Annotated in this window: 11 protein-coding genes; 9 read left to right on the forward strand and 2 right to left on the reverse strand. The window is 57.5% G+C overall.

Annotated elements, in window-relative coordinates:
* Positions 1-3: 3 nt before the first annotated feature.
* The 6 genes from QY316_03005 to QY316_03030 all read left to right on the forward strand — a co-directional run bounded on the left by QY316_03005 (position 4) and on the right by QY316_03030 (position 7,039).
* Positions 4-1,665: a ribonuclease J gene (locus QY316_03005; protein ID WKZ33391.1), complete on the forward strand. Its 1,662-nt coding sequence runs from the start codon at positions 4-6 to the stop codon at positions 1,663-1,665.
* Positions 1,666-1,831: 166 nt separating this feature from the next.
* On the forward strand, positions 1,832-2,935 hold the full coding sequence (locus QY316_03010) for a DUF362 domain-containing protein (GenBank protein ID WKZ33392.1): 1,104 nt from the start codon (positions 1,832-1,834) through the stop codon (positions 2,933-2,935).
* A 36-nt stretch (positions 2,936-2,971) separates the two neighbouring features.
* A complete protein-coding gene (locus QY316_03015) occupies positions 2,972-4,849 on the forward strand; it encodes an ATPase, T2SS/T4P/T4SS family (protein ID WKZ33393.1) in 1,878 nt (625 codons plus the stop codon).
* Positions 4,850-5,180: 331 nt separating this feature from the next.
* On the forward strand, positions 5,181-5,699 hold the full coding sequence (locus QY316_03020; GenBank protein ID WKZ33394.1) for a cytochrome c3 family protein: 519 nt from the start codon (positions 5,181-5,183) through the stop codon (positions 5,697-5,699).
* On the forward strand, positions 5,699-6,283 hold the full coding sequence (locus QY316_03025) for an autoinducer binding domain-containing protein (protein WKZ33395.1): 585 nt from the start codon (positions 5,699-5,701) through the stop codon (positions 6,281-6,283). Before QY316_03020 ends, QY316_03025 begins: the two co-directional genes overlap by 1 nt.
* Positions 6,284-6,307: 24 nt before the next feature.
* On the forward strand, positions 6,308-7,039 hold the full coding sequence (locus QY316_03030; GenBank protein ID WKZ33396.1) for a LuxR C-terminal-related transcriptional regulator: 732 nt from the start codon (positions 6,308-6,310) through the stop codon (positions 7,037-7,039).
* Here QY316_03030 and QY316_03035 read toward each other — a convergent pair.
* The gene (locus QY316_03035) at positions 6,978-7,655 is read right to left on the reverse strand and encodes an acyl-homoserine-lactone synthase (GenBank protein ID WKZ33397.1); all 678 of its coding nucleotides are present in this window, start codon (positions 7,653-7,655) and stop codon (positions 6,978-6,980) included. The genes QY316_03030 and QY316_03035 overlap by 62 nt on opposite strands.
* Positions 7,656-7,879: 224 nt before the next feature.
* Between QY316_03035 and radC the strand changes: the two genes are divergently transcribed.
* Positions 7,880-8,593: a DNA repair protein RadC gene (gene radC / locus QY316_03040; GenBank protein ID WKZ33398.1), complete on the forward strand. Its 714-nt coding sequence runs from the start codon at positions 7,880-7,882 to the stop codon at positions 8,591-8,593.
* 401 nt (positions 8,594-8,994) lie between these two features.
* On the opposite strand, the gene QY316_03045 is transcribed toward radC, so the two are convergent.
* Complete coding sequence (locus QY316_03045; GenBank protein WKZ33399.1) at positions 8,995-11,205, reverse strand: PAS domain S-box protein; 2,211 nt, start codon at positions 11,203-11,205, stop codon at positions 8,995-8,997.
* Positions 11,206-11,532: 327 nt separating this feature from the next.
* Between QY316_03045 and QY316_03050 the strand changes: the two genes are divergently transcribed.
* Complete coding sequence (locus QY316_03050) at positions 11,533-12,297, forward strand: hypothetical protein (GenBank protein WKZ33400.1); 765 nt, start codon at positions 11,533-11,535, stop codon at positions 12,295-12,297.
* Positions 12,298-13,131: 834 nt separating this feature from the next.
* Positions 13,132-13,866 (forward strand): DUF72 domain-containing protein, encoded by a 735-nt coding sequence (locus QY316_03055; protein WKZ33401.1) that lies wholly within the window; start codon positions 13,132-13,134, stop codon positions 13,864-13,866.
* The last annotated feature ends 10 nt before the right edge of the window (positions 13,867-13,876 follow it).

Here is a 13,876-nt window from a genome sequence, read left to right on the forward strand (position 1 = left end):
TTCATGGGAGAGCCCCTTAGGATAATCCCTTTAGGCGGGCTGGGCGAGATAGGCCTGAACATGATGGCCATCGAGTACGGCGACTCCATCATAGTCGTGGACTGCGGCCTCATGTTTCCGGAGGACTACATGCTCGGGATAGACATAGTCATCCCGGACGTGAGCTACCTTAAAAGGAACCGCGAGAAGGTAAAGGCCTATTTCATAACCCACGGACATGAGGACCACACCGGCGCCCTGCCTTTCATCCTGCCCCAGGTCGACGCGCCTATATACGGCACCGCCCTCACCATAGGGCTCATAGAAGAGAAGCTCGCGGAGTTCGGCCTCGCCAAATCGACCTTATTCGAGACGGTCCGACCGAGGGACAGGGTATCCATAGGGCCCTTCGACATAGAGTTCATACGCGTCAGCCACTCGATAGTGGACGGCTGCGGCCTTGCCATAAGGACCCCCGTGGGCACCGTGATACATACCGGGGACTTCAAGATGGACCAGACCCCGGTGGACGGCGAGGTCATGGACTACGCCCGGTTCTCCGAGTACGGGGAATCCGGGGTGCTGCTTCTCATGTCGGACTCCACTAACGTCGAAAAGGAGGGCTATTCCCTCTCCGAGCGGGAGATAGGGAAAAACCTCGAGGAGATATTCAGGAGGTGCGAGGGGAGGATAATCGTCGCCGCCTTCTCCTCCAACATACACCGAATCCAGCAGGTCATGGACGCCGCCGCAAGGCACGGGCGGAGAGTGGTACTCAACGGGAAGAGCATGGTGGCTAACGTGCGGATAGCGCACGCCCTCGGGTATCTCAAGTACCCGGAAGGCCTCATGGCCGACCTGAAGGAAATAGACTCGATACCGCACGACCAGGTCGTGCTCCTTACTACCGGGAGCCAGGGCGAGCCCATGAGCGCCCTTACCCGCATGGCAATGGACAACCACAAGCAGATAAAGGTAAGGAAGGGCGATACCGTCATCCTTTCATCCAAGTTCATCCCCGGCCACGAGAAGGCCATATCCACCATGATGAACCACCTTTACAGGCGCGGCGCTGACGTCATATACGAGAAGGTCTCCGAGGTGCACGTCTCCGGGCACGCAAGCCAGGAGGAGCTTAAGATAATGCTCAACATGGTGCGCCCGAAGTACTTTATCCCGGTGCACGGCGAGTACAGGCACCTGGTCCTCCATTCGAGGCTCGCCGCGAGGATCGGCATACCGGAAGAGAACGTAATAATAGCCGAGGACGGGGACGTGGTCGAATTCGCCCCCGAGGGCGGGTTTGTCAAGGCCGGGAAGGTCGAGTCCGGGCGGGTCTTTGTCGACGGCAAGGGCGTGGGAGACGTGGGCGAGATGGTATTGAAGGACAGGAACCACCTGGCCCAGGACGGCATGGTGCTCGCCCTCGTTGCCATAAACGCCACGACCGGCGACATGGTATACGGCCCCGAGATAGTGACCCGCGGGCTTGTCCTCGAAGAGGGCAGGCCCGCGCTCATCGAGGACGCCAGAAAAGTGGTAATAGAGGCGCTGAACACCTTGAATGCCGAGGTCAAGACCGAGCAGCTTGAGATAAAGGAAGAGGTGCGGAGGGCGCTTCGGAGGTACTTCAATAAGACCCTGGAGCGGAAACCCGTCATACTCCCCATGATAATAGAGATTTAGGCTGCTCAAAAAGTCCATCTGCGTCATTGTCTTCGCGGCGTACACGAAAAGTACGCCGCATTCCTCGCTCCCCTGTTCCAATGGGGGCCTCGCATCTGGAGCTTTTTGAGCAGCCTGAGCGAATTTTGATTTTAACCGCAACCTGTTGGCCCGAGGTTTTTTTGAGATGAGCTCGAAAGTCTACTTCGCTGACCTCAGGACCACCCCCAAAAGAAATCTGCTCGATAAGCTCGATTCCCTTCTTGAGAATGCAGGCATAAGGGAGCGGTTCAGGAAAGGGCACCTTGTCGCCCTTAAGCTCCATTTCGGGGAGAAAGGGAACGCCTCCTATGTAAGGCCCGTTTTCGTGAGAAGGATAGTCGAGCGCGTAAGGGAAGCAGGCGCAAACCCCTTTCTTACCGACACAAATACGCTATATGTGGGCACAAGGGGCAATACCGTCGACCACCTGAGGACCGCCGTCGAGAACGGCTTCGATTTCGCCGTGGTCTCCGCTCCCCTCGTCATAGCCGACGGCTTAAGGGGCGCCTCCGGGACGCCGATAAGGGTAGAGGGGAAGCACCTCAGGGAAGTAAGCATAGCGAGCGAAATAGTCGCTGCCGACGGGCTCGTGGCAGTGACCCATTTCAAGTGCCACGAGCTTTCGGGCTTCGGGGGCGCGTTGAAGAACGTCGGCATGGGGTGCGCAAGCCGCGAGGGGAAGCTCGCGCAGCACTCGAACTGTTCCCCGATCGTAGACCCCGGAGGCTGCGTTGCCTGCGGCGACTGCGCCACCGCGTGCCCCTCGGGGGCCATAACGGTCGGGACCGCCGCTGTAATAGACGAGGAGGCCTGCATAGGGTGCGGCCACTGCATCGCCGTATGCCCGGAGGGGACGATAAAGGTAAGCTGGGACGAGACATCGGCGAGGCTCCAGGAGAAGATGGTCGAGCACTTCGAGGGGGCCGTCAAGGGAAAAGCTGGCAGGTGCGTATACATCTCCTTCGTGACCCAGGTTAGCCCGGCATGCGACTGCTACGGCCATAACGACGCCCCCATAGTGCCGGACGCCGGGGTGCTGGCCTCGACCGACCCGGTGGCAATAGACCAGGCCGCGGCGGACATCGTAAACGGAATGGAAGGCTTCAGGGGGAGCGCCCTGCGGAGCGGGCACGAGCCGGGGGGCGACAAGTTCAGGGGGGTCCACCCCTCCGTAGACTGGGAAGCACAGCTGTCATACGCCGAGGAAAGGGGCCTCGGGTCGAGGGATTACACCCTTGTTAAAATCTGATAATCCGGGTCTGGCCGTAAGCAGGATGGAGCGGAGATGGCGGTAAAGAAGATAGGAGAGCTCCTGGTCGAATCAGGGCTCATAACCGAGGAGCAGCTCGAGGAGGCTCTTGCCGCGGGCAAGGAAAACAAGGGCACCAGGACCGGCGCCCTGCTAGTGAAGCTGGGGTACGCAACGGAGATAGACATAGCCCAGACCCTGTCCTACCAGGTAGGGATCCCCTTTATGGACATGGCTTCCACGACAGTGGACCCGGAGAGCCTCAAGCTCGTTAGCGAGAAGCTAGCCCGGAAGTACCTCCTTGTGCCGCTCTACCACGACAAGAAGATCCTGAGGATCGCCATGGCAGACCCGCTGAACCTGAACGCCATAGACGACCTGAGGTTCTCTACCGGCATGGAGATACAGCCCTTCATCGCCACGCTCTCGGACGTCAATTCCGCGATATCGAGGTACTACCACCTGAACGAGCCCATGATGGACGAGATACTGGGCGATTTCAAGAAGGACAGGTACGTCGAGGTATTCCACGAGTCAGAATCGAACAGGGACCTCTCCGAGCAGGTGAAGAAGTCCGCCGCGCCGCCCATCATCAAGATGGTCGATTCAATACTGATACACGGCTTCGACAACAGGGCAAGCGACATCCATATCGAGCCGCAGGAAAAGGGCGTGAAGCTCAGGATACGGGTAGACGGGCTCATGCGCGAAACAAAGCAGCTTCCAAAATGGGTGCAGGGGCCCGTGGTTTCCAGGATAAAGATAATGGCTCGGATGGACATAGCCGAGAGGAGGACGGCCCAGGACGGCAGGTTCAAGGTGCGGATCGGGGAAAAGAGCATGGACGTAAGGGTCTCGTCGCTGCCGACCCAGCACGGCGAGACGATAGTCATGCGGCTCCTGGACCCCAAGGCCGCCATGATAGACATAGAGGGCATAGGGATAGGCAAGGGAGATCTCGACCGGGTTTTCGACATGATAGAGCGCCCCCAGGGTGTAGTGCTCGTGACGGGCCCCACCGGCTCTGGCAAGACCTCCACGCTTTACGCCATGCTCGCCCGCATAAAGAAGGAAGAGATAAACATAATCACGATAGAGGACCCCATAGAGTACGAGCTCAAGGACGTAAACCAGGTGGCCGTTAACGACAAGACCGGCCTTACCTTCTCATACACCCTTAGGTCGGTACTCCGGCAGGACCCGGACGTCATACTCGTCGGCGAGATGAGGGACGCGGAGACTGCGACGATCGCCCACCAGGCCTCCCTTACGGGACACCTGGTCTTCTCGACTCTGCACACGAACGACGCGGTCTCCTCGATAACGAGGCTCCGTAACCTGGGCGTGCCTTCGTACATGATAGCGTCGGCCCTGAACGGCATAGTGGGCCAGAGGCTCGTGAGGGTGATATGCAAAGGGTGCAGGGAGGAGTACACGCCGACCGGGCAGGAGATACGGAAGGCGGGGCTCAAGTGGTCCGGGAAGAGGCTCTACAGGGGCGCGGGCTGCAACCTCTGCGCAAATACCGGCTACTCGGGGAGGACCGGGATATTCGAAATAGTGACGGTAAACGGCGCGATAAAGAACCTCATAGCCGCCGATGCCCCCGAGCGCGAGATAATGGCCGCCGCCCTGGAAGGCGGCATGACCCCCATGCACATGGACGGGCTAGATAAGGTCTCTTCCGGCATAACCACGCTTGAAGAGCTCGCGAGAGTCATTTACATGGCCAAGGAACCGGTGTGCCCGGCTTGCCTCAAGACAGTCCCTGCCGGGACGGAGAAATGCGGCGAGTGCGAGGCGGGCGTAAAGGACGCCGCCTGCCAATGGTGCGGGAAGGAACGGGAGGAGGGCTGGGTAGCGTGCCCCTGGTGCGCGCACGAGTTCGCCGCCGCCCCTATAACAGGAGGTTGAAGAAGTCCTTCCTGGACTTTTCAGCCGCGCCTTGGCCGGAATGAATCCGTCCAAGCCTGACTCATAGGGGCTTTCCCCTGGCATCTCATGCCTCGGCGATCCTGATTGCATGCCAGCCTTTTTGGTTTGCGGAAAAGTTCCACTTGTGATATATTCCTGCAATCCATTATGTGAGCGAGTTCAGGCGGGGGGCCTTCCCAGAAGGCGCCACCTCGCGTTAATGCTTCTTGTTCCGAATCCGCTGCCCTGATATGCTGAAATCCTCGCTGACCACGCGCTCTTCCTTGCACTGGCTTGCATGCCGGGCTTCGCAATCGGGGAATTCTTTTCAATGGACCCGGCCCCGGCGGACAGGCCGTTCCTCGAACAGAAGAGAAAGCCGGGCGATATAAAGAAAGACAGGTACGGCCTCCCGGACCCCACTCCCGACGTAATCTCCCTTACGCACCTTCCAAACGACCGATACGGCTTCGTAGACTGGGCCGAGGCCATCTCCTCCGGCATAATCTCGCCGAAGTCGTCGATAGACGGCTCTCCCGCGAGGCTCGCTCCCGCCGACAGGGAGAGGTTCGACGGCGACGTCCTCTTGAGGTCCAAAAAGGAATTCATGCCGGACGTGCTATTCCCGCATTCGGCCCACAACGAATGGCTCAAGTGCTCCACCTGCCACCCCCGCATATTCGCGAAGAAGGCCGGCGCGAGCCGCATTACGATGACGGGGATATGGAAAGGCAGGTTCTGCGGAGTATGCCATGACAAGGTGGCCTTCCCGACCAGGAACTGCTTCAAATGCCATTCGGTCCCAAGAGAGGCCGGGAAAGCGTTCAAAGGGACCGGGCAGGTGCGCTAATGCATCAATATGACTACCTCTCCAAAAGCGAGCTGGTAAAGATACTCGAACTGATCGAGCAGTCGCTGAAGTGCGGCAGCCCGGACGACGTAAGAGACCTCATCATGTCGGCCCGGCAGCTCTTCGAAGCCGAGTTCGCCGTATGCGGCCTGCTTGAAGCGGGTTTGCCCCACATCACGGGTTTTGTGAACGGCAATTATCCGGACGAATGGATAAGCAGATACATGGCCGAGGGCCTTCAGAGGCACGACCCGGTCGTAAGGTTCCATTCGAGCTACGCGACTACCCAGATCTGGAAGGACGTCTTCAGAAAGTACGGCGACCCCGGGGCAAGGGAGCTTCTGAAGGACGCAAGCGACTACGGCCTGAAACACGGCATATCGAGCGCGATCTACGTGCCGGAGGCGGACAAGGTCGCGATAGTCACCTTCTCGGACAGGCAAGACAGGTTCAAGGGACGACACAAGAAGATAATCGACATCCTGAGCGCGCACCTTAACGGTGCGATAGCAAGGTCGGTCCTGAGCCCCGAGACCGGGGCTGGAGCCGGGACCACGGTTCCTCAACTGCTTCCTGGTATCTGACACCTGAAAGGGGGGATGCGGCAGATGTGCTACAAGAACTTTTCAAAAAGGGAATTGTCGGAGATACTCGGGATCATCCAGGAGACCCTTAAATGCAAGTCCGAGTCCGACATAGTGTCGCTTACGGGGAAGATAAAGGAACTCGTGTACGCCGACATGAGCGTATGCGCGTTGGGCGAGACTGCCACGGGCAGCCTGCTCAAGGTGGTGAACCATAACTGGCCGGACGAATGGGCTGGGATTTACACATCCGAGCAGCTCTGCAAGCGCGACCCTGTTTTCCTTTTCAATATCAGCCACCAGCAGGCCTATACCTGGTCAGAGGCGATGCGCAATTTTCCTGGCAAACCAGGCGAGGACGTAATGAACAAGGCCTCGGAGTTCAGGCTCAAGTACGGCCTCTCAAGCGGCATAAGCTCGGACGGACCAAAGGGGAGCATATTCTCATTCGCGGGAGACCGCGACAGGTTCACCAGCCACCACCTGATGATACTCGACATCCTGACGCCGCACCTTCATCAGGCGCTTGTACGGATATGCGGGAGCCGGTTCAAAGCCGATGCGCCTCTTTCGCACAGGGAAAGGGAGGTGCTGAAATGGGTCAGGGAGGGGAAGACGAACTGGGAAATATCAGTGATACTCAGCATAAGCGAACGCACGGTCAAGTTCCATATCCAGAACATAGAAAGAAAGCTCAATGCGGTAAACAAGGCGCATGCGATAGCGATTGCGCTCGATAGCGGTTTGCTGGCATAGAGATTACGGACATCCATTCATAATAGTCAGGCCTCCTGGCCGAGGCCTCCTTTTCGAACCTGCGCCAGTCCAGCATGCACACGGCGGCCTTCACGCCGTCGGGCATGGTTTTGAAATCCCCTACGGCTTCCACCGGCAGGCACCCGAGCCTCAGGATCCTATAGCACCTGTTGTCTACGACCATAGCCGAATACCTTACGCCGTTCATGATGTTCCAGTGATACAGGCCCTTGTAGAGAAGGAGGGTCATGTTATGGCCGCCCTTGTTCGAGCGGAACTCCTTCCTCACGCATAGTCTCGTTATCTCGGCGACATCAGGCGAGCGCTCTATCGTTTTGCCGTTTGGCAGAAGGGCGGCGAACTCCCTGTCTATCATGAACGGATTGGGCGGAAGTATCATCCGGAGGCTCCCGGCCAGGGTCATGTCTTCCCTGAAAACTCCGATCGAGTATGAGAACGCGTCATAGGGGTCCCTCTCCAGGCCGTCCGTGGCCTCAGGCACCCATTTGAGCTCCTCCGCGAAGACCTCGTGGCGGAGCTTAAGCGCCGCCTCGAACTCCTCCGGAGCTGAAATGGTCTTTATTATGAACTCGTCTTCCTCGAATATCAGTTCCATGCCCCCTTTTTAGCAGGAAGTGGCGGGGCCATGTAACTGTCAGGTATTGCAGTTCACTTTTATGCGGCGTAGTTGTAAAATAAAAAGTTTAATTTCGTGGACCCCTGTACCAAAGTGCAGGGGGACCTGGCGGGTAAATATAGTATAATGCCGCCGTTCCGGTTCAGAGAGGGCAGGGCAAAACCCGGCATTTGAGGCGTGCAGGCATCCTGAAAGGAGTTTGTATGGACGCTGATTACAGGAGGTGCCGTGAGACCGCTTTCAAAGCGCTCGTCGGTCCTTACGGGCTCGCGGAGTTCGGCAGGGAGCGCCTTCTGGAGCTCATGGTATCGTACGCCGCGCCCAGGAAAGACGCGCGGGCCGTCACCGACAGGCTCCTCAGCAGGTTCAGGGGCTTAAGGGGCGTGCTCGACGCCTCCCCGGAAGAGCTTGAGGCCGAGGGCTCGCTGGGCAACGACGGCATAGTGCTCGTAAAGCTCTTCAAGGAGATGGCTGGCGCCTACCTAAAGGAGCGGACGATCGGGCAGGAAGCCGAGGCCGGCATGGCCGACCTCCTCGACTACCTTTGCCTTACTCTCTCCGGCGAAAGGGTCGAGAAGTTCCTCGCGGTATACATGGGGTTCAGGAAAGAGATAATCTCCATAGACGTTCTGCACGAGGGCACCATAAACCAGACCGTCGTGTATCCCAGGAAGGCCATTGAGATGGCCTTCAGGCACAACGCCCGGTCGGTCATCTTCGTCCATAACCACCCGAGCGGCGACCCTACGCCGTCGAGCCAGGACAGGCAGCTTACACGGGTCCTGGACAGGGCCGCGGCCGCGGTCGACATACTTGTTCTTGACCACCTGATAATCGGCAGGGACAGAAACTTCAGCGCCAGGGAGAACGGCTGGTCGATGGGGCTTCCCTTCAACTGCATCGCCGCAAGCCCCTGAGGTCGCCTGTAAAAATTGATCTTTTCCCCGGACTCTGCGTCAGTCCGGGAATAAAAAAGCTCACATATTTTCATATATGCTCCGCTTTTTATTCCCGGCCTTCCTTGATTACGGGGAAAATCTCTAATTTTTTTTTGAGATTTCTTAAGGAAGGTCTGATTAATTCGCAAACGCTGTCATTCTGAGCGAAGCGAAGAATCTCGTATTGGGAAATTCGGCAAGTTATGATTCTTATCTCGCCCGTCCTGGGGGCTCGACCCTCGGGCTGCCTCGCCAAGAGGCTCGGCATTCAATTTTTGCTGTCCTGCAAAAATCGTCGGTCGCTTACGCTCCCTCAGAATGACAAAAAAAGGAATTATCAGATCTTCCTTAACTTGGTGCTCTTAAGAGCCGGCGCGTGTTCAACCCGACCTCTTAGAGCGTTCGAGCGCCTCTAAAACGGCCTTCAGAAGGCTTCCTACAGAATAGGGCTTGGGCAAAAAACTATAGCCTTTTTCCTTGAGGAGAGGCCTCGATGTCTCCTCGGCGTAGCCGCTGGTTATTACCACCGCCATGCCCGGCTTTTTCGTAAGGACCTCCTCTGCGAGGTTGAAACCGCTCTTGTCCTTGAGGACCAGGTCCGAAAAAAGGACCTTGAGGTCCGGTTCCCTCTGGAAAGCCTCCATCGCCTCTTTCGCGTTCCCGGCCTCGACGACCCTGAAACCGTTATTCGCAAGCGCGGCCTTCGTGAACTCCCTTACCGGCAGGTCGTCCTCGACGAGCAGCACCTTTTCCCCTCCGCCTTTCAAGGGCTTCGCCTCGCGCGCCTCCTCCCCTTCGCGCCGCCTGAGGACAGCCGGGAAATAGATCTTGAATATGGTGCCCCTGCCCGGTTCGCTCTTGACCGATATCCACCCCCGGTGCTGTTTTATTATGCTGTAGACTATGGAGAGCCCGAACCCCGTCCCCTTGCCCGCCTCCTTGGTTGTAAAGAAAGGCTCGAATATCCTCGGGAGGAACTCCTTTTCTATGCCGATTCCCGTGTCGGCCACGGTAAGGCAGACCGCCTCTCCGGGGCGGGCGTCCGGTACGGATTTGGCCCGGCGCTCGTCGATTACGATGTTTCCCGTTTTTATCGAGAGCGTGCCGCCCTGGGGCATGGCGTCCTTAGCGTTCAGGGCGAGGTTCATGATGACCTGCTCGATATTGCTCTCGTCGGCCTCTATGGTCCAGAGGTCCGGGGCCAGGTCGGTCGAGATGGTGATGTCCTCCCCGATTATGTGGGTGATCATGACCAGGAGCTCCTCGACGAGCTTGTTCACGTTGAGCGGCACGAGCTCGAAGGGCTGGCCGCGGCTGAAGAGGAGGAGCTGCCTCGTAAGCTTGGAGGCGAGCATCACGGAGTTGATTATCCCGTCCACGCGCGGGTACGAAGGATCGGACTTCTCCATTTCCTCTAGGGCCAGCTCGGCATTTCCCCTTATAGCCGTGAGGATGTTGTTGAAGTCGTGTGATATGCCTCCCGCGAACCTCCCTATGGCCTCCATTTTCTGCGACTGGCTCAGGCGGGCCTGTATGAGCTCCCTTTCACGCTCGGCGCGCTTCCTTTCGGTTATGTCGCGGACCATGGCCGTGAAATGGAGCACGCCGCCGAGGGTGAAGTTATTAAGGGCGAGCTCCAGTGGGAACAGCTCTCCGTTCTTTCTTACGCCCTCGTATTCGAGAATCCTGCCCTGTACCTTGCTCTCCCCGGTCTTCAAAAACGTTTCAAGCCCGACCTTGTGGGCCTTTTTGTACTTGTCGGGAACGATTACCGAGACGCCCTGCCCGACGAGCTCTTCCCTGGGATATCCGAATATCCGGGCGGCGCTCTCGTTGCAGTCGATTATCCTGTCTTTTGCGTCGGCAATGATAATGCCGTCGAAGGCGGTATTGTGGACTAGCCGGTACCTTGTCTCGCTCTCCTTCAAGGCCATCTCGGTCTTTTTCCTCTCGGTTATGTCCTCGCCGGAGCTCAGTATGCCTGTTACGGTCCCGTTCTCCGCGAGCACGGCATTGTGCCAGAGGACGTCCCTTTCCTCGCCGTTTCTCGTTAATACCGGGTTTTCGAAGTAGCCCTCGGCCTCCCTGCCGCCTGAGAGAAGCCTGTCGAACTCGAACCGGACCTCTTTCCTGACCCTCGCCGGCACGAAGTTCCCGACCCAGTCCCTGCCGAGGACCTCTTCCTCCGCGTACCCGAGCGTCTGGTAGGCGTTCCTGTTTATGAGGCTCACCTTCCCGTCCCGGTCAAGGACGACCACCATCACCCCGGCCACTTCGAGGTACTTCTGGAACCGGTCCCGTTCCCTCGAAGCCGCCCTCTCGGCCTCCTCGCGCTTTTCCGCCAGCGCAATGAGAGGCCTGAATATTAAAAAATAAAGGATGGGGGAGATGATGAGCACAAGGAGCGGGGCGTCTATGAAAATGGCATGGAGGGGCTCCAGAAAGTCACTGTAAAAATAGAGGAGCAGCATTATGAGGATCTCGACGAAAAAGACCGACAGGACAAGGATCAATATTATCTTTATTGGCGAATAGGTCCTGGCTTCCGTTTTCTGCTCCGGCTTGCCCTGGCTTGAGGTCTTCTCTTCCATTTTCCTTTTCCTGGAGAAATGTCCTGGCGCTTCTGAGGCGGGTTGAGCTCTTTCCAGGCTGTTATCCCGTCCGGGCCGCCTGGCGCCGGCGCGGGAAAGGGCTGGTTTGGTCTTGATTTTTGTTCCCAAACTGCGGCTTTTCGCGCGTAACGGGAATGATTACCCGCCCGGCCCTGTATGCCAGACTGCCCCCAGGAGGGACGGGCAGAAGGCCTGAACTAAATATTCTGTATTTCTCGGCTTTCGTCAAGCTTGACAGGCCTGAATCTCGGTGTAGATTCAACATAATGCTTTTTGCCAGCCCAATAAAGGAAGGAGAGCGGTATTATGAGAAAGGCGGCTTATTTAATGTTTTTCGCCATTGCCGCGCCGTCGGCTGCGTTCGCATACCCCAACGGGACACCCATGTACCTTACGGATACCGGCCCGTTTTGCGCGTCGTGCCATTCCGCCGTGAAGGCCGAGTACATGCCGGAAGCGCCGCCGGATTTCGCGAAGTCCGAGGTGCCTGAGGCCAAGCACTACGGCCAGGTGCGCGCCAAGCTCCCGCCTTCCCCTTATATAGAGCTTACGGATGAAGAAAAAGAGGAAGTCATACGGGTAGCCAGGCTTATAGATTCCCGGTCGTCCGTTGTTATTACGGCCCCGGAAAGCGTAAAGGCCGGGGCAGAGACGATCGTCGAGGTCAAGGCGAGGGGCGGAAACGGCCCGGCAATCGGCATCATGCTCGTGGACCGGGCCATGAGGTTCCAGTCCAGGCCTGTCTCATCCTCGGGATGGCAGGTGCTTGGCGAACCGGAGGTCAGGGGGCAGGACGGCAAGTCCCAGCGGAGCTGGTTTGAGAAAAGGTCAGAAGGCCTCCCCGCGAACCTCAATTACGCGGCCATAGAGGGGCAGGAATTCGACCTGGGAAGGGACCTCCTGCCCGGTGGTACCGTCACCTACAGGCTAAGGGCTCCTCTTGCCCCCGGCGTCTACACAATGGCCGCAGCCTTCCTGTACGGAACGGAAAACGCCGATACGGCGGGATTTTTCCAGCGGCCCTCAGGCAGGATACTGTTTTCCGAAGAGGTGAGGGTCCGGGTCGAATGAGCTGGAGCGCAAAAAAAATCATTTCTGGACGAAAAAACCGTTTTTTTTCTATTTACTCCGGACATGATTCAGGTTATCCTCGCGTCCATTATTCATATGGTTACGGCATATTGCCTGGTAATTCAAATCCTTTTTCGGCGCAGTCCGGCAAAGGATTTTTTATATAAGGGAGAATATATGCGCCTACGGGTTTCGCGTGGTGAAGTAGGCCCCTTGGGAAGGAGGCGGGTGAATCCTTTCAGGGGGGTTTGAAAAACCGTTGCATCAGGATTTTGCCAGGGGTAGTCAAAAACCAGAAGCAAAAAACTTTTAAAGGGAGAAGAAAATGAAAAAGCTCGGATTCGCTCTCGTAGTAGCGCTCTTCGGTCTCTCGACGCTCGTGACCGCCTGCCAGAGGCAGGAACCGGCCCAGGAACAGCCGGCACCCCCGGCAGCTGAGCAGCCCGCTCCTCCGACCGACCAGCAGCCTCCTGCCGATCAGGCCGCTCCTCCGGCTGACCAGCAGACGGCACCTCCGGCCGGACAGCCCCAGAACTGACCACGACCTGGCCTTAAGGCCGTAATGGTCTGAACCGAAAAACGGCGGATCGGAAGGGGGAAGACCCCCGGAACATCCGCCGCTTTTTTACTGGCTGCTGAAAAAGCCCAATCTGCTGTGTAGTCTTCAAAGTTCGTCACTGCGGCGAAAAGTACGCCTCATTCCTAAATTTTCGATTCCTTGCATCTTGAGATTTTTGAGCAGCCTGAACGTGGGTTTTGAGTCTTTTAGCAAGCCTTTAAAAGCCCAAAGCCGGTTCTGATTTCTGTCCGTCCATCAAGGCCGGGAGGCCTTCCATGGAAGAGAAGGGCGTCTACATAGCGACCTCCGGATGGCAGTACGGCCACTGGATCGGGCCATTCTATCCGGAGCATATCGCGAAATCGAAGCTATTCGAATTCTACTCCACCCGCTTCAATACCGTCGAGGTCAATAACTCCTTTTACAGGCTCCCCGAGAAGGCCACATTCGCCCACTGGAAGGAAAAAAGCCCTGAAAAGTTCATCTTCGCCCTCAAGTCGAGCCGCTTCATAACCCATGTGAAAAGGCTCAAGGACCCGGCAGTGCCGGTCAGGAACTTTATGGAGAGGGCCGTTGCGCTTGAAGAAAAGCTCGGGCCCATCCTATTTCAGCTGCCGCCCAGGTGGAACCTTAATACCGAACGGCTCGCAATTTTCCTCGAGGCCCTTCCCCGGGGTTTCAGGTTCGCATTCGAGTGCAGGGACCCGAGCTGGTTCCATCCCGAGGTATACAGGCTTCTTAAGGAGCATAACTCGGCCTTTTGCATATTCGATTTCGACTTCCTGCTCTCGCCCAGGGAGGTCACTGCGGACTTCATCTACATCAGGCTCCACGGCCCGGCGGGCAAATACAGGGGGCAGTATTCGGACGAGACGCTCCGTGACTGGGCCCGGTTCATAAGGAAATGGAAGGGGAAGGCCAGGGCCGTTTACTGCTATTTCGACAACGACGAGGCCGGGTACGCGGCAGCGGACGCACTGAGGCTCAAGCACATCCTTGGCCTTGAATAGCGCGCATCCC

This window comes from Thermodesulfobacteriota bacterium (assembly GCA_030583865.1).
GTDB lineage: Bacteria > Desulfobacterota > GWC2-55-46 > GWC2-55-46 > GWC2-55-46 > UBA5799.

What these genes read in the sequence shown, in the direction of transcription:
- QY316_03005 (WKZ33391.1), top strand. Translation starts at nt 4, where the DNA reads ATGGGAGAGCCCCTTAGGATAATCCCTTTAGGCGGGCTGGGCGAGATA.
- QY316_03010 (WKZ33392.1), top strand. Translation starts at nt 1,832, where the DNA reads ATGAGCTCGAAAGTCTACTTCGCTGACCTCAGGACCACCCCCAAAAGA.
- QY316_03015 (WKZ33393.1), top strand. Translation starts at nt 2,972, where the DNA reads ATGGCGGTAAAGAAGATAGGAGAGCTCCTGGTCGAATCAGGGCTCATA.
- QY316_03020 (WKZ33394.1), top strand. Translation starts at nt 5,181, where the DNA reads ATGGACCCGGCCCCGGCGGACAGGCCGTTCCTCGAACAGAAGAGAAAG.
- QY316_03025 (WKZ33395.1), top strand. Translation starts at nt 5,699, where the DNA reads ATGCATCAATATGACTACCTCTCCAAAAGCGAGCTGGTAAAGATACTC.
- QY316_03030 (WKZ33396.1), top strand. Translation starts at nt 6,308, where the DNA reads ATGTGCTACAAGAACTTTTCAAAAAGGGAATTGTCGGAGATACTCGGG.
- QY316_03035 (WKZ33397.1), bottom strand. Translation starts at nt 7,655, where the DNA reads ATGGAACTGATATTCGAGGAAGACGAGTTCATAATAAAGACCATTTCA.
- radC (WKZ33398.1), top strand. Translation starts at nt 7,880, where the DNA reads ATGGACGCTGATTACAGGAGGTGCCGTGAGACCGCTTTCAAAGCGCTC.
- QY316_03045 (WKZ33399.1), bottom strand. Translation starts at nt 11,205, where the DNA reads ATGGAAGAGAAGACCTCAAGCCAGGGCAAGCCGGAGCAGAAAACGGAA.
- QY316_03050 (WKZ33400.1), top strand. Translation starts at nt 11,533, where the DNA reads ATGAGAAAGGCGGCTTATTTAATGTTTTTCGCCATTGCCGCGCCGTCG.
- QY316_03055 (WKZ33401.1), top strand. Translation starts at nt 13,132, where the DNA reads ATGGAAGAGAAGGGCGTCTACATAGCGACCTCCGGATGGCAGTACGGC.